This window comes from Pseudoalteromonas luteoviolacea NCIMB 1942 (assembly GCF_001625595.1).
Classification (GTDB): Bacteria; Pseudomonadota; Gammaproteobacteria; order Enterobacterales; family Alteromonadaceae; genus Pseudoalteromonas; species Pseudoalteromonas luteoviolacea_A.
Genome location: NZ_AUXT01000170.1, coordinates 31,940 through 50,952, shown reverse-complemented (window position 1 = coordinate 50,952; position 19,013 = coordinate 31,940). Strand labels below are relative to the sequence as shown.

Sequence of the window (19,013 nt, the reverse complement as noted above, 5' to 3'; positions counted from 1 at the left end):
AAATGTGTTCAAGAGAATGGATTGAAGTGACTTAATATTTAATGAAATTGGTATTAACAACGAATCTCTACAGACATGTATGTCAAGAAACCGTCAGCATTTGACATTAAATGGCATATTTTGATCAAGATCATATGCTGACTACCTTAATTAGTACGAAGATTTTCTTTGCGATACTATACTCGTGAAATGTCACGAGGGGGTATCATGTCTTCTGTTATTAAGCACTTTTTAAATGATCCTAAATTACTGCTCAATGCAGTAGGGGAAGGGATCTATGGTTTCGACTTATCTGGTAATGCTGTATTTATTAATCCCGCAGCTGAAAAAATGACCGGTTGGGAAGCGGGGGAGTTACTGGGTAAAAAAATTCATCAATACCATCATCATAGCCATGCAGATGGTAGCGAATACCCCGCAGATGAGTGCCAAATTTATAAAACCATGTTTGATGGCGAAACACGATATGTTAAAGGTGAAGTGTTTTGGCGAAAGGACGGCACATGCTTTCCCGTTGAGTACACATCGACACCTGTTTTTCGAGATGACCAGATCATCGGTGCTGTGGCTATTTTTCGTGATATATCACAACAGGTAGAGACTGAGCAGGCACTTAGAATTGCGTTGAAACAGGTTCAGAGCTTGTCAGAACAACTCAAAGATGAAAACAGTTATTTACTCTCGGAAATAAATCAAAATTGGCAGGGCTCTGGGCTGGTTGGTGAAAGTCATGTGTTTATCAGAATGCTCGAACAAATAAAGCTGGTTAGTAAAACGGATAGTACAGTTCTGATCCTCGGTGAAAATGGTACAGGTAAAGAGCTAGTTGCTAGAAATTTACACTTTTTAAGCGGACGCTCTGAGATGCCATTTGTACGCGTCAACTGCGCTGCTTTTTCCCCAAGTCTTTTGGAGTCTGAGCTTTTTGGTCATGAAAAAGGAGCGTTCACTGGTGCGCACGATAAGAGGAAAGGGCGTTTTGAGCTAGCTCATAATGGTACTTTGTTCTTGGATGAAATTGGGGAACTTCCACAAGAAGCACAAAGTAAGCTGCTAAGGGTATTGCAAGAGCAAGAGTTTGAGAGAGTCGGTGGCAGTAAAACCATTTCTGTGAACATTCGAGTTATCGCGGCAACGAACCGTGATCTGTGGAAAATGGTCGAAGATGGCGCATTTAGAATGGATTTGTACTACCGTCTTAATGTCTTTCCGATCAAAGTTCCACCATTACGTGAGAGAGTGGAAGACCTGCCAATGCTCTGCGCAAACATGATAAACAAATTGAACGTCCGCCTAGGAAAGCAAATTAAAGGCATTGCCAGACAATCGTTGAAAAAGCTGCAAGCTTACAGTTGGCCAGGTAATATTCGAGAATTGCAGAATGTGTTAGAGCGTGAAGCCATCTTGTCACACAGTCATACGCTGCACTTGTCCCAACCTTTAGATTTAGGTGCGATTGATTCGCATGATGACGATAAGAATCAAAGCTTGGAGGCGGTACAAAAACGTCATATTGCAAAGGTTCTAGCATTATGTGGTTGGAAAATATCAGGAAAGTTCGGTGCAGCAGAAAAGTTAGGTCTTAACGAAAGCACTCTGCGGTCTAAAATGAAAAAGCTCAATATTATCAAAAACCGTGATATTTAACGCTTGCTCGCGATATTTAACGAGTTCTTTGTACGTCAAAAACTATTAATTTAATATAAAACAGTGGCTTAGTAAACTTTCAGTTTGGTCTGAAAGTTGCAAAGTGTTGAGTGTATTTCACTATTGTAAGCAAGTAATATGAAGTTTGATATCAAAGAAGAAGATATGATTATAAAGCCCTATAAGCAAGAGGGCCCAATTTATATCCGTGAGCAAAAAGGCTTTTTCCAAAAAATCCGTCGTTATCTTGGTTGGATCCTTATGTTTGTGTTTGTCGCTATCCCTTGGATACCTTACAAAGGCCAACAAGCCGTTTTATTAGACGTAGCGAGTCAGCAGTTTAGAATTTTCGGTCAGACCTTCCTTCCCCATGACTTTATGATCCTTGCATGGGTCTTTATGGCCGGCGCGTTCGGCCTTTTCTTTGTTACAAATTGGTTAGGTCGTGTTTGGTGTGGTTACACCTGCCCTCAAACGATTTGGATGCTTATGTTTACTTGGGTGGAGCACAAGATAGAGGGAACTAGCAATCAAAGGATAAAGCTAGATAAGTCTGACTGGAGCATCCAAAAAGCAACAAAAAAAGTTGCGAAGCATGTTATTTGGTTAGTTATTTCTGTTTTTACTGCGACTTCATTTATGGTCTATTTTGTGCCTGCTAAAACGTTGTATATAGAAATGTTCACATTGGAGTGGTCGGGGTTAGTAAGCTTTTGGGTATTCTTATTTGCGTTTTGCACGTACGGTAACGCTGGATTCTTACGTGAAAAAATGTGCACTGTCGCTTGTCCGTACTCACGCTTTCAATCGGTTATGTTTGATAAAGACACCTTAGTCGTAGCGTATGACGCGATTAGAGGAGAAAACAGAGGTCGACGTAAACGCAAATCTGATCATAAAGCACAAGGACTTGGCGACTGCGTAGATTGTAATTTATGTGTTGAAGTGTGCCCTGCAGGGATTGATATCCGTAATGGACTGCAGTATGAGTGTATTAATTGTGGGCTTTGTATCGATGCTTGTGACAATACTATGGATAAGTTTGGTTACGCCAAAGGACTAATAAAGTATACCAGCGAAAATCAAACTGCTGGCAAAAAATCGAGCCCATTTAGACTTAAGTTAGTGGGTTATGCTGGTTTGTTTTGTTTGATTATCGTTACCATGGCTATTTGGACGTTCAATCGCACCCCGATTGAAGCGTCAGTAATAAGAGACAGAAATGCACTTTATCGAGTGAATTATGAAGGGCTGGTTGAAAACCCTTACACTTTGAGTGTTATTAACAAAACTCAGCAAATGATGCACTATAGAGTCAGCTTTAGTGGGATAGATAATGCTAAATTAACCGCGCCAGAGCGCATTGAGATTCAAGCAGGTAAGATGTTATTGGTTCCAGTCACTATAGCGGCTGATGGTTATGACCTGAAAGGCAAACGTATTCCAATTACTTTTACGATTTCCGCGAATGAAGATAGCAGCATTTCGATAACGAAAGAGAGCTATTTTTATAAAAACTAGTGTTTTAGTAGAGCACTGGGTTATTCCTCAAGGGCCATTAGGCCCTTTTTTAATTTCTTTCGACATAACCTGTACAATTAGTCAATCGATAGCTGTCAAATCCCCTTTGCTTTGATGTCAGCTTATGGTGGTTGTAAACTCAGCGGGGTTTTGCTCTTTTATTATGGTGATACTATAATCTTCAGCTTTGCCAAACTTGAAATCGCCACATGCTGCAAGTTGTGATTCTCCTTCACGTAGCGTGTTTGATTGAATAACACGCATTCGAGTCGTGTCCGCTAGTGTGCACTATCTGGAATTGTGATATCGGCAAGTATGGGTTCTGGAGAAGACTTGGATAGAGGCTCTGAAAAATAAATAAGTTCGCCTGGATCATCAAAGCTGTTGTTTTGGTTCAAATCAACATACACAGCCCCAATACGCAGAGAAGGGGCCTAACTTACTGCCACGGGTATCCTATTGCAGTTCAAGTCCTTTAGCCGAACCGGCGTAAACTGCAAATGGCTCTAGTTCTGTGTGATCGGTTTACTGCCTTCTATCTGACTGATATGCTTTGCCATTAACGGACACACTTTGTGTATATTGATGGACGTCATTTGTCCTTTTAGCCCCGCAGTAGCTTTGGCTTGATGTGGAGGTAATGGTGACTTGTTGTGAGGCTGAATGGATCAAGCCTTGGTTATCGGTAGCCGTATACCTAACAATGTAAGTACCTGGGAATAAATAGGTATGTCTAACAGAGTCACCTTGTGCATATGGTTTATTATTGTATACACCGTCACCAAAGACCCATAGTGTATAGACAATATTACCATCGCTGTCATTTGCTTGACCTGAGAAATTGGCTGTTAGGTTACCTAGAGTGATGATTGCTTGAGTAATCGTAGCTGATGGATCGTTGTGAGCTGAGGTTCGCAAAGCAGCCATAAAGGTAGCGCGTTCATTATGTACACGTGCGTTTTTATTAGACCAAACATTTAGCCTGTCTCCACAATCACTAATGGCCATAAGTGTGCGACAAGTTTTAGACTCATCACAAAACCCATGGCCAAAAGCACAAGGCGTGGTCGTTGAATCGTTGTCATGCCTTACGCCATAAAAGTGTCCAAGCTCATAACCAAAGGTGTTTTTACTCATTGTAAACAGAGCGATCTCGGCATCCGCTCGCCCAAGGCGAACTGGCATTTTGGTCCGCCAAAAATACCATGATATCTGCTTGGTGTTCATCTCGGATACACTTTAATTTCACGCCAAATACGTTTGGGGCCAGAGGATTATGTTCTGCCAGCCAACTACTGGTATTTTCATGTAATGGTAAGGAATTATCCTCAGACATATCACTGGTTGATACATAGCCAGTTTGATAGGAATGTAACACTCCAACACAGGCGTTAATGCCACTTGCTGCATAGCTGTCGTTAGTGTCTTTTTCCATTAGTGCTATGTTATGCGTCAACGTCGCCAACCCCTGCTGCGAGTAAAAAAGGCGATACCGCTGTGTCCCACTAAACCGTGAGATGAATCACCATGTTCTAGATCTAGTCTATCTGATGTTGAATCAATAGGGGGCGTTGTCTTATGTAAATTTACTTAATTTATAAAATCCATTTTCCGATGGTGTTAATAAGTAGCCTGTATTACCGATATAAATTTTTGCGCTGTAACTGTGATTTGTTTTTATCATTGCCAGCTTGGCGTGCCAATCTGCAGAACGGTCGTTAATGTAGGTTGCTTTAATGTTTTGTACCGTTACTTCTTGTAATTGAATTTGTACAAACTGTCCGTCAATTTTAAGGCTAAGCGAATTTTCCACTTGCAGATTTGCACCTAAAGACTGTTTTGTTTGATCTAATCTAAGATCTGTTTATGCCTTGTATGTGTTGGTTCAGTTGTCGATGATTGTGCGAGATTTGAAATTTCATTTTTGAAGCTCAATTACCTTTCGAATAAATAGGTTCCTGAGCCGAAGCTGAAAACGAAACTGTGATAGCCGTTGCTAGGACTAACTATCTTAATTGGTTTTTATGTTGCACTGTAACTTTGCTTTAACGAGTATGGGTAAAGCAAACATGCCTTACATGTTGTTAAAGAGGTTGTGATAGTCCCATAGGTTCATAGACATACCTCTTGCCTATCACACTTCAATGACAGTTTACAAGGTTTTTGTATGCAATATGTAATATGTAATATGTAATATGTAATATGCATTTAAGGTTTGTACATGGTTTTGTTGAATTTTTATCAACACATTTGGGCGTATGGATTAGGAAATAAAGCTAAGATATTCCTTTTTTATTAACAAAATCAATGTAGTATCAACTTAGGTATTAAAGGGGAAAATGAAAAAAGTTATTAATTTTTTGAGGAAGGCTCAAACGTAAATTAAGGCGCGGGATTAAAATTATCAGTCAGAAAGGGTAGAGGCTGAACAGAAAGCCTTATACTTTTTCATGTCAATTAGAGCAAACTCTAATTGGATTCACTAATAAGTTTCATGAAAAGAAAAGTCCGATATTTGCACCGGACTTATCAGTGACTATTATTCTAACGGGCTTTTATAACCATCAGGCTTGAGTGCTAATACATCGCAATCAAGGCTATCAATGACGTGCTCAGCGGTGTTACCAATTAAAGCAGCGCTAATACCTGTTCGCCCAACTGTGCCAATGACGACCAATTCTGCCGACTTTTTCTGGGCTATTGCTGGTATCACATCTTCGGGTAAACCTTCTTCTACTATACATGTCTCTTTTGCAATATTGAACTCATTGGCAAGTGACCAAGTTTCATCTTCGTGATGTTTCTTGACCGCTTCGCTATATTGAGAAGGGTTAAATTCTGGAATTTCTATTGCAATATTAACCGGTGTTGCTGGGTAGGTATTTACTAAGCTTAAGGATGCATCAGCTAGGTCACAAATAAACAGAGCGTCCTTAATAATTCGCTTATTTAATGTTTGATGTTGTTCATTGTCGCTGACAGCATTGACGGCGGCGATGATCTCTCCATGTTCTGGCCAAGCCTGATCTTTAACAAGTAAAACTGGAGTAGGGCACTTCCTGATTAAGTGCCAGTCAGTAGGTGTGAAAATCACTGATTTCAATGTGTCGTGTTGATGTGTTGATTTAATGACAATATCAAACTGAGCATTTAGCACTTCTTCGATAATTGCTTCGTAGGGTCGATTATGCCACACAACTTTAGCCTTGATATCAAGGCCTACATAATCAGTAATGAGCTCATTGATCCACTCTTCTCTATCTTTAATAACTGCTAACCGCATGGCTTCTCTTTCTTCTTTAGAAAGCATGGTGGTCATTTCATATGAAAAGTCATATATAGATAAAAATGCCGTGATTTGAGCTCTTGTTTTTTTAGCTAGACTGATAGAGCGTTCAAGACTATTTTGCTGCTCTTTAGTTGGGTCAATGACAGTGAGAATACGTTTAATCTTATCCATCGGAGCCTCCTATGGCGCTTGGCTAACCAGTATACTTTGAGTGTAACCGATATAGCCAAGGTATAAAGCTATTTCGATGGTAAAATTGGTTTAGATCAACTACTAATACTAGCTGCACTCGCTAATCCATCGGCTTCGAGAATTGTTATGAATTTCCCTTCCACCTTAATTAATCCTGCTTTTTGGAAGCGGCTTAAGAGTCGGCTGATTGTCTCAACAGTGAGTCCTAAATAGTTGCCGATTTCACCGCGAGTCATCGTAAATCTAAACTCTTTACGAGAGAAACCTCGTTCACCAAAACGGTTGGACAAGTTATAGATGAAAGTTGCGAGCCTCTCTTCAGCGGTTTTTTTGTTAAGTAGCAACAACATTTCTTGGTCATAATTAATTTCGCTACTCATCAAACGCATGATTTGTTGTCGTAACTTAGGAAGTTTACCCGCTAGTTCATCTAATGTATCAAACGGAATTTCACATACCATTGATGTTTCGAGCGCTTGAGCAAAGCTTTGGTGTTGCATTTTATTTATGGCATCAAAGCCAACGAGATCCCCAGCAAGGTGAAAGCCAGTGATTTGTTCGTCGCCTTGTTCTGATAAGGTATAAGATTTAAATGACCCTGACCTGACAGCATAAATAGCTTCAAGCTTAGAGCCCGACTCGAACAAAAAGTCACCTTTGTGCAAAGGCTTTTTACGTTCAATGATTTCATCAAGTTTGTCCATTTCATTCCCATTTAGAGAATAGGGCAAACAAAGCTGACTAATACTGCAGTTTGTACAACTGATCGTACACTGACTTTTGGAGCGATTATTTAAATCCATAATAAATCCATTACTCTTAGACGCACATAAAAAATATTAAATTCAAAAAGTTATTGGTAAATACTAGACAAACTAGAGTACTTTTGATCTCTACCACAAAACTTCCACGATTTAGGCGAATAAAAACTCCTGCTTCCAATCGCCTATTGTATGATTGGTATTATCTTATAATAACCACCATAAAACCAGATTAAAGTACTAATTTGTTACTAGCTATTATAATTAGATACAACCCATACCAAACAAACAAGTTTCCTAAAATTATTCGAGTAACAGGGTGGTTCAGAAAATTGTTTAACACTTGAGCTGACTGGCCCGCTACGATAAGAGCCGGAAAGGTTCCCAATGCAAACGCAACCATTGTAAGCGCACCCAAAAGTGGGCTAGAGGCTTGTAAACTCCAGATTAATGCGCTGTACACTAAACCGCAAGGTAGCCATCCCCACAGAGCACCATATGCTAATGCTTTTTTCTTGGTGTCGATGGGCAATATATATTTGTTTAATTTTACGATTCTTTGCCAAACTACAAAGTTACCTAATTTTTCTAACCAATTTAAGGTCCCCACAAAGCGCATAATATACAGACCGACCAGCAGCATAAAAATACCACTTAAGTATGAGAGTCCGAGCGCGAACGTTGTGTTTTGTTTCGCAAAAGATGTACCAAGTAAAGCTACTAAAGTTCCCGCCGTTGCATAGCTCAAAAGTCTGCCGAAGTTATATAAAAACGCGACCACTAATGGGTGTTGTCTGTCTTGTGCAAGCTGCAGACTAGAGGCGACGCCACCGCACATAGCTAAACAGTGTCCACTACCAGCAAGCCCCATGAAAAATGCGCTAGCCAAGTTAATTTCCATCATTACTCTTTTTGTGCTGCTCTTTGTCATCTTCAAACAGTATGCTGTGAGCCTGCTTGTTTAAATCAGAAAATTGCTCACTTCTTACTGCCCAAAAGAATACGCCAATAGCAATGACGACAAATAGAATCGCTATGGGAATTAATACATAGATAATACTCATAGTTTTAATAACCTCAATGAGTTAGAAATTACTACAATAGAGCTTGCCGACATACCTATTACTGCAAGCCAAGGTGGCACCATCCCCAAGGCGGCCAACGGTAAAATGGAACCGTTGTAGAGTAACGAAATCGTCAAATTCTGCTTGATGATTCGCTTTGTTTTAACCGCAACTGTTTGCAATGTCCGCAGCGAGTTTAAATCACTATTTAACAGTACTACATCGGCTGTATTTTTTGAAATATCGGCACCTGTTTCCATAGCAATTGATAAATGAGCGCTATTGAATACAGGGCTATCGTTTACGCCATCTCCAATCATGGCAACAATATCTTGGTCACGGGACCACTTTTCGACACTGAGCTGCTTGTCTTTGGGTGAACACGCTTGTTTGAATGAATCGAGCCCAAGCTCGTCAGCTAAGTCTTTTGCAGCATTTGAGCTGTCGCCTGTAAGCATATGGCAGGTTAGGTTTTTACTTTGTAAGTAGGCAACAACTTTATGAGCGCTATTTCGAACTTTATCTTGAAGATAAAAGTCAGCAATTGGCTGTTCGTTTATAAAAAGGGTTGCTTGCGCAAATGACGAGTGACTGTTAAACCAATTAGGTTTTCCTATTGCAATCTGCTCGCCATTCATTACACCAGCGACACCAAGGCCTGTTTTTACGGTAGGGGAGGTAATCTCAATGATTTGCGCGTCTTTTTGCGTAAATGCTTTTGCGATAGGGTGCTCTGAGTATCTCTCTAGTGCACTTGCGAATCCGAGAACTTGCTCAGCAGAATAATTCTGAGAGAGGATTGTTGTTTTTACAATTGAAAAACGTCCCTCTGTTAAGGTGCCTGTTTTATCAAAGGCATAACGTGTTACTTTGGGTGTGGTTTCAAGAACATGGCTTTCTTTAATCAAAATTCCTTTTTTGGTGAGGGTCGCAACGGCACACGTAAGTGCCGTTGGTATAGCCAAACTAAGTGCACATGGACAAGTTGCAACAAGCACAGCAATGGTTACCCAAAATGCATGTTCGGGTTCTACGTGATACCACCCAATCGCAGTTATTGAAGCGAAAACCAAAAGGCAAGCGACGAACCACTGCGCTACGTTATCCGTTACTTCAACAATTTTTGGCCTTTTCATCAGCGCATTATGTTGCAGTTTAATGATTTGGTTGAGCAAAGTGTTTTGTCCAACCTTATTGATGCGAACCGTAATAATGCCATCGTGATTTAATGTGCCAGCATATACTTGGTGGCTCTCAAACTTTTTGATGGGCAGATGCTCACCTGTCATCATTGACTCGTCGACGGTACTGTTTCCTTCGACGACTAGACCGTCTGCTGGAATTGCTTCACCAGGCTTTACTAAAATTATGTCATTCAATTGCAGGCTTTTCGCTGCAATTACTTCTTCTTTGTTGCCTAATATTTTTCTTGCGGTGAGCGGCAGCAGTTTTTGTAAATTTGCTGTAAATTCACTGGCTTTCATTCGCGCTCTAAACTCGAGGTACTTACCCAACAGCAATAAAAATGTAAACATGCAAATTGATTCAAAGTAAACCTCACCGACCGACATGACAGTGGCATAGCAGCTCGCGCCGTAAGCGCCAAAAATAGCCAGAGATACAGGTAGGTCCATATTGAGTTGTTTACTTTGCAGACCTTTTACCGCATTGCTCAAAAAGGGTAGAGCAGAGTATAGAATAACCGGTGAAGCTAAAACCAAACTGATCCATCGAAAATACTGTTCAAATCCTTCATCCATGCCAGAAAACATGCCAAAGTACATCGCAAAGGCAAACATCATTACTTGCATAGTCATGAGGCCAGCGACGCCCAGACGTCTCATATAAGCTTTGGCAGCTGCCTGTTTTTGACTTGCTTCTTCATCAGCTTGGAAAGGGTAGGCTTTGTAACCAATCTGCATAAGTGCAGCAATGATTTCACTGAGTTTGGCATTTTTGTCTTGCCACAAAATCATGGCGCGATGCGTTGAGGTATTGACATCTACTCGCTTGACACCTGAGATTGCAAGGAGTTGTTTTTCGATTAGCCAAGCGCATGCGGCACAACTTATACCTTCGACGCTTAATAAAACCTCTTTAAGGTCTCCCTGCTGTTCAACAAAGTCTCTCTGTATATCTTGGTTATCGTAACTCGTTAATTCTTTAAGTTTTTCGGGAACTAATTCTTCGACTTTGCCGTTGGTTTCGGTTCTAAATTTGTAATAATCGCTCATGCCTTGCGCGAGTATAGTGTCTGCGACGGCCTGACACCCTGTGCAACAAACAGGGTTAGAAACACCTTCAAAAATAATTTCGCCAGTAAAGCCTTTCGGTACGGGCTCAAGGCAATGAAAACAACTTTTTGCCATATCGCCTACTTGTACTGCGGTGTGATTGAAATAAGACTCTTAGTGGGCAGTTGTAGATTTTCTTTCATTTTCCAACTTCCATCCATAGGCTCGATAAAGACAGTAAAAGCGCCTTGGTGAGGTTTTTCAAGCAACCCAGTAAACGCACCACTGGCGTTGGCTAAAAGGGTAAGGGAAAAATCGTATTCTTTAATAGTGCGGTGGTAAAAAGAGACTTTAAGCGCGTTTACTTTGCTATGATCACCTTTGGTGAAATTGAAACTTACTCTGTCGTTTTCTACTCGTAAATCTCCGTGCAGATAAAGCGCTTTTGCTTTATTAAATTTGCTCAATTCTAAGTTGATAGCTTTGCCTTTTTTATAATAATCATCAACTACCATATCGGGTCCATTGCCAACGGCAAAACTGACCAAAATAACACACGCTATAATCGTAACAAGCGGGAAAAACATTAAAAACCAAGGCCAAAAATTCTTATACCACGGGGTTGGATTCATAATTGTTCACTACTTTACAATGTTGTTATGTACTTAAAGTACGGTTGTATAAATATTTTAAGTTTGGGTGTTTGCTTATTTTAAAAGTAAGCCTCTGAATACCAGAGGCCTACTAGGTTATATATAATCTAATTATTTGTCTTGTGAAAGGCTGTAGACATATGCAGTCAATAAGTGAACCTTATCTTCTCCTAGTATGTCTTTCCATGCCGGCATCACACCTGCGCGACCGTGACGCACCGACTCTTCAACGGCTCTTTGAGAACCGCCATAAAGCCATATATTGTCAGTTAAGTCTGGCGCACCAAATGGTAAATTATGTGCAACGGAACCTTTGCCGTCCATGCCGTGACATGCGGCACACATTGCAAATTTACTTTTGCCTGCATCGGCGTCTTTTTGATTGACCTTACGGCCTGAAAGACTTAGAACATAGGCTGTCATCTCTTTTACGCCTTGCTCGCCTAGTGCTGCTTCCCAACCAGGCATTGCGGCAACACGACCGTGCAACAGCGTTTCTTTAATTTGGTCTGGGTTGCCACCATATAGCCAGTCTTTGTCCGTTAGGTTAGGGAAGCCCAACCCACCACGTGCATCCGAACCGTGACACTGTGCACAGTTTTGAGCATATAAACGTTGGCCGATTTCAAGTGCTTCGCTATTTTCTGCTAGCGCTAATACGTCTTGCTGAGCAAAAGCTTTGAATATAGGTCCAAATCGCTCGTCTGCGGCTTCAAACTCTTTATCAAGCTGCACCCATATGCCACTTTCTTGTGCATCTAGTACGGCTTGCTTGGACTCTTCCATCGAAGTGACACCTTGGTTTGAACTTGTCCAGCCTAATAAGCCTGCAAAGTTGCCCAAACCTGGGTACATTGCTAAGTAGTAAACTGACCAAACAAAGGTTGCGAAGAACATATAGGTCCACCATTTTGGTAGTGGGTTGTTTAATTCTTCGATGCCGTCAAACTCGTGACCACAGCTTTCGCCTTCTTCGACACCTGTGTAGTTTTTCAGGTTCCAAATAAGCAGGCCAAATATCAGAGCCAGACATGCAAGGGTCAATACGATGACCCAAATACTCCAAAAGCTAGTCATTTTTCAGACTCCTTTTCCTCTTTTGAGATCGTGTTGCCATGTTTAATTTCGTCGTCGAAAATTGCTTTAGCGGCATCGTCAAATCTACTTTTGGTCCGCTTGCTATAAGCCCACACAACAATCACAATGAACAGTACTAAAATTACCAGAGTTAAAATGCCTCTGTATGTGCCATAATCCATAATTTATTACTTCAAATGCGTGCCAAGTTGTTGCAAGTATGCAATGAGTGCTTCCATTTCTGTTTTGCCCTCAACAGCTGCTTTTGCACCTTGAATATCTTCGTCGGTATAAGGAACGCCGAAGTTTTTGAAGACTTCAAGTTTTTTGGCGGTTAATTTACCATCCAGAATGTTCTCTTCGAGCCATGGATAGCCAGGCATATTCGATTCAGGAACTACTGAGCGAGGGTCGATTAAGTGTGCATAATGCCAATCATCAGAATAGCGGCCTCCAACACGGGCTAAATCAGGCCCTGTGCGTTTAGAACCCCATTGAAATGGGTGATCCCAAACAGATTCACCAGCTACTGAATAGTGGCCATAGCGCTCAACTTCATCTCTAAAAGGGCGGATCATCTGAGAGTGGCAGTTATAACAGCCTTCTCTCACATAAATATCTCGTCCTTCCATCTCTAGCGCTGTAAGTGGACGCAAGCCATCAACAGGTTGGGTAGTGTCTTCTTGGAACATCAGAGGTGTAATCTCCACGAGTGCACCAAAGCTGATTGCAAACACTGTTAAAATAGCCATTAAGCCGACATTCTTTTCTACAATTTCATGTTTATTAGTAGAACCATTGCTGCTCATAATCGTTACCCCTTAAGCCATTTGTGTGTTTGCATCGGTAGCTAAAGAGCCACTTTTCGCCGTAACAGTGCGGAACACGTTATAAGCCATAACTAGCATGCCTACGACGATGAACACACCACCTAAGAAGCGCATAACATAGAATGGGTAAGATGCTTCAAGCGACTGTACAAAGCTATACATTAATGTTCCGTCAGAATTAACCGCTCGCCACATAAGACCTTGCATTACACCAGAGATCCACATTGCAACTATGTACAGAACAACGCCCACAGTATGAAGCCAGAAATGCGTATTTACTAACTTAACGCTGTACATGTTTGAGTGTCCAAACAGTGCTGGAATTAGGTGGTAGATTGCGCCAATCGAAATCATAGCAACCCAGCCAAGTGCGCCTGAATGCACGTGACCAACAGTCCAATCAGTGTAGTGAGATAGGGCGTTAACCGATTTGATTGACATCATTGGGCCTTCAAAGGTTGACATGCCGTAGAAAGATAGAGAAACAACCAAGAACCTTAACACAGGATCGGTACGAAGTTTATGCCATGCACCTGACAGAGTCATAATACCGTTAATCATACCGCCCCAAGAAGGTACAAAGAGGATAATTGACATAACCATACCTAAAGACTGGGTCCAATCAGGCAGTGCAGTGTAATGAAGGTGGTGAGGACCTGCCCAAAGATACAGAGATACTAGTGCCCAGAAGTGAACGACAGATAAACGATATGAATATACTGGGCGGCCCGCTTGTTTTGGAACAAAGTAGTACATCATCCCCAAAAAGCCTGCTGTAAGTAAGAAGCCTACTGCGTTGTGTCCGTACCACCATTGAACCATGGCGTCTACTGCACCCGCGTAGATAGAGTAAGACTTAGTTAATGAAACGGGAACTGCCATGCTGTTTACAATGTGTAAAACAGCCACCGTAATTATAAATCCAGCATAGAACCAGTTGGCAACGTAAATGTGCGATACTTTACGCTTAATAAGCGTGCCAAAGAAAACCACGGCATATGTTACCCAAACGACAGCAATTGCGATATCAATTGGCCATTCTAGTTCAGCATATTCTTTTGAGCTTGTTATACCCAAAGGAAGAGTAATTGCTGCTGCAACTATGATTGCTTGCCAGCCCCAAAAGGTAAAAGAAGCTAGTTTATCGGAGAATAAACGCGTTTGACATGTGCGTTGAACAACATAATACGATGTTGCAAATAATGCACTTGTACCAAATGCGAAAATAACAGCGTTCGTATGTAACGGACGAAGTCGAGAGTAAGTTAACCATGGAATGTCGAAGTTTAAAGCAGGCCAAGCGAGTTGCGCTGCGATAAAGACACCTACACCCATGCCAACGATGCCCCAAATCACTGTCATAATAGCGAATTGGCGTACAACTTTATAATTGTACTCAGATTGTGATGCTACTGTTTGGCTCATTTTCTGGATTCCGCTGCAGTTAATGCGATTAGAAATGAATAACCTGTAAAACAGGCCCTATTTTTATATTTCAACAGGCTTGCTTTGAGTACGCTAAAGTGACAAAGCAATCCCGAGAAACCCTTATTTTTGCAAGGAAATAATAATTTTTTTGCAAAACAAAAGATACCTAAAACACCCTAAAGCATGACATCAATCAAATTTTCAGTGAGTAGACTGTATGTACAGAGTTTTGCCGCACCAAATCTAGACTCTGCCTAAACTTAACTGGCTCAAATCAATCGAAAAGCGTAACATTGAGCTTACTTACTAAGCCTGATGTCAGTTTAAATTATGCGCTATTTTTCAACATTCGCAGTGGTATTTTTAGTTTCTTTTCTAGTGGCTTGTTCAGACCGAGATATAAGTATACATGAAGTTTCAGAAAAAAGTGAACGTTCAGTTAAAACTAAAAATTGCACGCAGGCAATGCCTTGTGTTTTTCACGACAACATAGAGTTTTGGGTTGAAATTGATAAGCCCCAACCTGAAACATCATTTAAGGTTTTTTTTACTTCACGGCGGCCTATTGATATTAGCAATGCCCATTTGGAAGGCATTTCTATGTATATGGGTAAGATCCCACTGATGTTTGTAGAACAAGGGGATGGACGATGGCAATCTGAGGTAATAGTAGGGTCATGCAATTTGTCTGAAATGGAATGGAAACTCGTGTTGTATGATTCAAATAAAGACAAATTAGAGCTCTCTCCAAGTGTTTATACTTATCAATAACCACTCATCATTCGTTCTACTAAATTTACTAGCCAAGCTCATTAAACACACTATTAATAAAAATTTCATCCCCGTTTAATACTCTACATGTCAAATATCGCCTAGACCTCGTATTAGATGAAATTAACTTTTTAATTACCTTTCAAACTACAAATATCAATAAAATTTAATTTTCATGATTATTTTTTTAGGCGTGTTGCATTTTATTTATAAGTCTGGTCTCATAGGTTTAATATTTTGGGTTTTTTTACACTCTTAGCGCTTGTATTGTTGCGATTTTTGTTTTGTTTGTTGGGTATGTCGTATTTCGGTTTGGCCTGAATACAGTAATTAGGCTAGTCGAGTATAAGCTAAGTACAAAATATCCAACAAAAAATATGAACCATCGCTAGAGTTTTATTCTTTTACAACTACGCTTTATATAACTAAAAGAAAAATGTTGGGCATTTAAGGAGGCCTCAGTGGTGAATAATAAAATTTACCTTACCCCATTAGCTGCATCGCTAGCTTTAACACTTGGTTTAACTGGATGTAGTCTTTTTGACAGTGAAGACGGTGCCTCTACTGTACCAGTCGATCCAGTAACCCCCATAGACCCTACAGATGTAGAAGGTACGGCCACCGCAGAGTTCAATGTTTTTGTTTCGGGCAAAGCGGTTAAAGGAACTATGCGAGGTGCAGAATTAACCGTTAAAGAGCTGAAAGACGGTGAACTAATCGATATTGCTTTTAGGTCTGAGTTAGTGAGTGTCGAAGAAAAGGCTACTTCCTCAACAGAAAGTGAAGCCATCGCAAAAGCAAATACACAAATCATTGCTGGCAGTCCAAGTTCGCTGCAGACTGCTGACGATGGCACCTACGGTTTTTACATTGACCAGAGTTTTAGTGGTGCACTTTATATCACTGTTAAGACAACCAAATCCAGTGGCTCCATTAAATGTGATGCAATTTTAGGGTGTGGTTCTTTTTCAGCTGCTTCTGACCTTGACGTGAACGCCAATTTAAAAGTCGATTTTGATGAATGGTACCAAGATGACTTGACGTTAAATGTCGTGAAGGAAATAACCGCCCAAGCAAGTCAAAAAGCAAAAGGGGCTGAAGGTACAACAAAAGCATACACTGCCAATGCAACAATTTTTACAAGTCTTGCAACGGAGTTGCTGCAAGCGGAGTCTGAAAACGGAAATGCTGTTACCAGCGATGCAATATCAAAAGCGAGTTTAAATACTTTACTCTTGCTATTGGGTCCAGATGCTGCGAAAGAGGCGATTCTCCTTGCGGGTGATATTTCTATTGGAGGAGCAATCGACTTTACAAATGTTGGGCCTGAAGATGTGATTAATGCAGGTACTCTTACCTTAATCAATGTTGCATCGACGATACAGAATATCGCTTCCAATGGCGTTGGTTCTTCTTTAGATTCAGTTATAGGCGTTCTGAAAGAAGGGGTGTCTGGTGGCGCAGTAAAGGGTAGTAGTAACCAAGCTGTTGCAGCGCTTGCCGCAACACTTCAAGAGGAAGTAACGAAAACAGCAACTGTATTTGTGGCCATTGCCAGTGGAGATATTGAAGCGATAAAGAGTGCTTTAAAAGAAATAGCCCCAGAATTGGACGATGATGAAATTTCTGATTTGGCAGATAAAGCAAAAGAAGCGCGAGACAACGCGATTGAAGCCGGTGCAACAGATGAAGCGACTTTGAATGATGCTGCGGAAGACTCTAAAAAAGCTGTTGAAGATCTAGGTTGTACTGGCGATGAGTGTAATGCAGATGATCAAGCACTGATTAACGAAGGGGTTGCTCAGTTAAGCGAAGCACTGACAAATGCTCAGGCTAGATTCGCTGCATTGAATGAACAGTTTGATGGACTAAATACGAGCTTGGCTGCTGTAGTTACTGCGGGTCAAACACTTGATACGCAGGCTCAAAAAGAAGCTTATTTACAATTGGCGGATGGTTTAGTTGTAACGATTACTTCGAGTAATCTCATTTCTGATATTACGAACCTAATCGCACAAGTGACCCTCATTGAGAGCAGTGCAGAGTCATTCTCTTCTATAACGAGTGATGCGCAAGCTGTACTAACTGGTGCGCAAGCACTGTTACAGAGTGCCAACACTGTGAATTCTAATTATACTATTTTGGTGACAAGTGCGAATGAAGAGCTACAAAAGGCACTAAATGCGTTTGACGATGGTGACAATACCGCGAAAATATTAGCTGAAATCGCGCTAGCGAGAATTGTCGAGACTCAAAACAGCTTCAATGCTCAAAATAATACTTTAGATAACACGGTAGAAGATGCAACTAGCCAGTTTGCTGCTGCTACAGACACAAGCTCTCTTGAGGTTGCACTAGCAACAGCACAAAGTGCAGTTGAATTGTTTGGTGAAATAAATAGCGGTGTGGACGGAATTCTTAGTGACATCGCGTTGGCAAAAACGCGAGCTGAAAGTTATGTTTCATCTGCAACAGACTCCCAAAAGGAAGAGGCAGAACAAATTCTTGCAGATGTGCAAGGCATTGAAAGTCAATTTAACTCAAATCTCGCAGCATTTAGAGCGAAAGATCAGTCAATTCGCGCACTACGAACCCAGATTTCGGCAGGGTTTGATGTGGCGAGAGGTAAGGAAGGCACAACCAAACTTACTTCAATTGGGTTTGTTACAAAAGATGGCGCAGATGCAGTCTTTAATGCCGGCGAAGTAGTTTATGATGTAGTAAGAGACATTTGGGAGCAAGACCTTGGTTCTGGGTTTAATACAGGTACAGCGCCAAACTATCCGGCTTGGACGTATACATACGACACAGACGGGTATCGAATTGAATTGAGTAATGCTCAGGAAGGCACTGATATTTCGGCAGTTGCGCAAGTAAACTCAGGTGCCTCCAGTAGGATTATTTTGACTTGGAGCGGTATGTTAAAAGCGGTTGAAGGTCAAACTGTTGAAGTGAAGTCACCAGATTTAGCAGAGTGTGAACGTTGGGCTCTTGGCACGATAGATACACCTAACGCGTCATGTTCAGTAATTTCAATCGACGGCAACATTGCGACGATTGAAGACGCTAAAGATTTTGAGGCGTCCAAAGCTGAAACGTTCAATATCGTTGAGTTTATTGATGGTCAATATGGCTTCAATGGCACAGTGTTTGCTGAGTTGACTTCAGTGGATGCAAATGGCAATCCATCCCCTCTATTTGTTGATGACGCGATTGAAGTTGCAGATGTAAGAATCAACGGCACAACGCAAGACCTAGTAATGGGCCTTGAGCTAGCATTGAGAAATGAAGATGGCGTTGATGAACTGGGTATGGCAAAGGTGACGTTAGATTTGTTTAATGGTTACGCCTTCAATGTCAATCTAGTCGATTCAGATGCTCCGCTTGTAGGTGAGGTCTTAATCAACAATAACTCGTCTCCATTAAAAGTGGGTGATGTACTTGAAATCACCAATGGATTCCGAGTCACGTACATAGACGGTGTTTCAATTGACTACACTGACATTGACTTCTTAGGTCAATCGACCAATCAATAAAAAATAATAA

At 41.0% G+C, this 19,013-nt stretch carries 17 protein-coding genes and 1 pseudogene; 4 read left to right on the top strand and 14 right to left on the bottom strand.

Translation table 11 applies throughout. The features are described from left to right. The first annotated feature begins 207 nt into the window (after window positions 1-207). Both N482_RS13735 and ccoG read left to right on the top strand, forming a co-directional pair. Window positions 208-1,647 carry a sigma-54 interaction domain-containing protein gene (locus N482_RS13735; protein ID WP_063377574.1) on the top strand — a complete coding sequence of 480 codons (1,440 nt, stop codon included), beginning with the start codon at window positions 208-210 and terminating at the stop codon, window positions 1,645-1,647. A 138-nt stretch (window positions 1,648-1,785) separates the two neighbouring features. Then, window positions 1,786-3,168: a cytochrome c oxidase accessory protein CcoG gene (ccoG, locus tag N482_RS13730; protein ID WP_063377573.1), complete on the top strand. Its 1,383-nt coding sequence runs from the start codon at window positions 1,786-1,788 to the stop codon at window positions 3,166-3,168. 117 nt (window positions 3,169-3,285) lie between these two features. Here ccoG and N482_RS24885 read toward each other — a convergent pair. The 14 genes and pseudogenes from N482_RS24885 to ccoN all read right to left on the bottom strand — a co-directional run. After that, window positions 3,286-3,435, bottom strand: a pseudogene (locus tag N482_RS24885) (hypothetical protein); the annotation flags it as partial. A gap of 258 nt (window positions 3,436-3,693) precedes the next feature. Continuing rightward, a complete protein-coding gene (locus tag N482_RS13725) occupies window positions 3,694-4,353 on the bottom strand; it encodes a PKD domain-containing protein (protein WP_196763533.1) in 660 nt (219 codons plus the stop codon). After that, the gene (locus N482_RS24880) at window positions 4,298-4,624 is read right to left on the bottom strand and encodes a hypothetical protein (RefSeq protein WP_155730591.1); all 327 of its coding nucleotides are present in this window, start codon (window positions 4,622-4,624) and stop codon (window positions 4,298-4,300) included. Before N482_RS24880 ends, N482_RS13725 begins: the two co-directional genes overlap by 56 nt. 120 nt (window positions 4,625-4,744) lie before the next feature. After that, window positions 4,745-4,981, bottom strand: a complete 237-nt coding sequence (locus tag N482_RS13715) for a hypothetical protein (protein WP_063377570.1) — start codon at window positions 4,979-4,981, stop codon at window positions 4,745-4,747. A 726-nt stretch (window positions 4,982-5,707) separates the two neighbouring features. Further along, window positions 5,708-6,628 carry a universal stress protein UspE gene (gene uspE, locus N482_RS13710; RefSeq protein ID WP_063377569.1) on the bottom strand — a complete coding sequence of 307 codons (921 nt, stop codon included), beginning with the start codon at window positions 6,626-6,628 and terminating at the stop codon, window positions 5,708-5,710. Window positions 6,629-6,723: 95 nt separating this feature from the next. Beyond that, window positions 6,724-7,452, bottom strand: a complete 729-nt coding sequence (locus tag N482_RS13705; RefSeq protein ID WP_063377568.1) for an FNR family transcription factor — start codon at window positions 7,450-7,452, stop codon at window positions 6,724-6,726. A gap of 190 nt (window positions 7,453-7,642) precedes the next feature. After that, window positions 7,643-8,314 (bottom strand): sulfite exporter TauE/SafE family protein, encoded by a 672-nt coding sequence (locus tag N482_RS13700; RefSeq protein WP_063377567.1) that lies wholly within the window; start codon window positions 8,312-8,314, stop codon window positions 7,643-7,645. After that, complete coding sequence (ccoS, locus tag N482_RS13695) at window positions 8,301-8,474, bottom strand: cbb3-type cytochrome oxidase assembly protein CcoS (protein WP_063373912.1); 174 nt, start codon at window positions 8,472-8,474, stop codon at window positions 8,301-8,303. The genes N482_RS13700 and ccoS overlap by 14 nt, the downstream gene beginning before the upstream one ends. Continuing rightward, window positions 8,471-10,843 carry a heavy metal translocating P-type ATPase gene (locus tag N482_RS13690; protein ID WP_063377566.1) on the bottom strand — a complete coding sequence of 791 codons (2,373 nt, stop codon included), beginning with the start codon at window positions 10,841-10,843 and terminating at the stop codon, window positions 8,471-8,473. Before N482_RS13690 ends, ccoS begins: the two co-directional genes overlap by 4 nt. Before the next feature lie 5 nt (window positions 10,844-10,848). Further along, entirely contained in the window at window positions 10,849-11,340 is a 492-nt protein-coding gene (locus N482_RS13685; RefSeq protein WP_063377565.1) for a FixH family protein, read from the bottom strand. A 132-nt stretch (window positions 11,341-11,472) separates the two neighbouring features. After that, window positions 11,473-12,438 (bottom strand): cytochrome-c oxidase, cbb3-type subunit III, encoded by a 966-nt coding sequence (gene ccoP / locus N482_RS13680; protein ID WP_063377564.1) that lies wholly within the window; start codon window positions 12,436-12,438, stop codon window positions 11,473-11,475. Further along, window positions 12,435-12,620: a cbb3-type cytochrome oxidase subunit 3 gene (locus N482_RS13675; RefSeq protein WP_063377563.1), complete on the bottom strand. Its 186-nt coding sequence runs from the start codon at window positions 12,618-12,620 to the stop codon at window positions 12,435-12,437. Before N482_RS13675 ends, ccoP begins: the two co-directional genes overlap by 4 nt. Window positions 12,621-12,626: 6 nt before the next feature. After that, window positions 12,627-13,247: a cytochrome-c oxidase, cbb3-type subunit II gene (gene ccoO, locus N482_RS13670; protein ID WP_063377562.1), complete on the bottom strand. Its 621-nt coding sequence runs from the start codon at window positions 13,245-13,247 to the stop codon at window positions 12,627-12,629. 12 nt (window positions 13,248-13,259) lie between these two features. Next, complete coding sequence (gene ccoN / locus N482_RS13665) at window positions 13,260-14,693, bottom strand: cytochrome-c oxidase, cbb3-type subunit I (protein WP_063377561.1); 1,434 nt, start codon at window positions 14,691-14,693, stop codon at window positions 13,260-13,262. A gap of 333 nt (window positions 14,694-15,026) precedes the next feature. Between ccoN and N482_RS13660 the strand changes: the two genes are divergently transcribed. Both N482_RS13660 and N482_RS13655 read left to right on the top strand, forming a co-directional pair. After that, a complete protein-coding gene (locus tag N482_RS13660; protein WP_063377560.1) occupies window positions 15,027-15,467 on the top strand; it encodes a hypothetical protein in 441 nt (146 codons plus the stop codon). Between the two features lie 464 nt (window positions 15,468-15,931). Further along, window positions 15,932-19,003: a hypothetical protein gene (locus N482_RS13655; protein ID WP_155730590.1), complete on the top strand. Its 3,072-nt coding sequence runs from the start codon at window positions 15,932-15,934 to the stop codon at window positions 19,001-19,003. Window positions 19,004-19,013 lie beyond the last annotated feature (10 nt).

Excerpts from the sequence above, each read along its gene's own strand:
- N482_RS13675 (WP_063377563.1), bottom strand. The coding sequence starts at position 12,620 with ATGGATTATGGCACATACAGAGGCATTTTAACTCTGGTAATTTTAGTA.
- ccoO (WP_063377562.1), bottom strand. The coding sequence starts at position 13,247 with ATGAGCAGCAATGGTTCTACTAATAAACATGAAATTGTAGAAAAGAAT.
- N482_RS13725 (WP_196763533.1), bottom strand. The coding sequence starts at position 4,353 with ATGCCAGTTCGCCTTGGGCGAGCGGATGCCGAGATCGCTCTGTTTACA.
- N482_RS13735 (WP_063377574.1), top strand. The coding sequence starts at position 208 with ATGTCTTCTGTTATTAAGCACTTTTTAAATGATCCTAAATTACTGCTC.
- N482_RS13660 (WP_063377560.1), top strand. The coding sequence starts at position 15,027 with ATGCGCTATTTTTCAACATTCGCAGTGGTATTTTTAGTTTCTTTTCTA.
- ccoN (WP_063377561.1), bottom strand. The coding sequence starts at position 14,693 with ATGAGCCAAACAGTAGCATCACAATCTGAGTACAATTATAAAGTTGTA.
- N482_RS13705 (WP_063377568.1), bottom strand. The coding sequence starts at position 7,452 with ATGGATTTAAATAATCGCTCCAAAAGTCAGTGTACGATCAGTTGTACA.
- N482_RS13690 (WP_063377566.1), bottom strand. The coding sequence starts at position 10,843 with ATGGCAAAAAGTTGTTTTCATTGCCTTGAGCCCGTACCGAAAGGCTTT.
- ccoS (WP_063373912.1), bottom strand. The coding sequence starts at position 8,474 with ATGAGTATTATCTATGTATTAATTCCCATAGCGATTCTATTTGTCGTC.
- ccoP (WP_063377564.1), bottom strand. The coding sequence starts at position 12,438 with ATGACTAGCTTTTGGAGTATTTGGGTCATCGTATTGACCCTTGCATGT.
- ccoG (WP_063377573.1), top strand. The coding sequence starts at position 1,786 with ATGAAGTTTGATATCAAAGAAGAAGATATGATTATAAAGCCCTATAAG.
- N482_RS13685 (WP_063377565.1), bottom strand. The coding sequence starts at position 11,340 with ATGAATCCAACCCCGTGGTATAAGAATTTTTGGCCTTGGTTTTTAATG.
- uspE (WP_063377569.1), bottom strand. The coding sequence starts at position 6,628 with ATGGATAAGATTAAACGTATTCTCACTGTCATTGACCCAACTAAAGAG.
- N482_RS13700 (WP_063377567.1), bottom strand. The coding sequence starts at position 8,314 with ATGATGGAAATTAACTTGGCTAGCGCATTTTTCATGGGGCTTGCTGGT.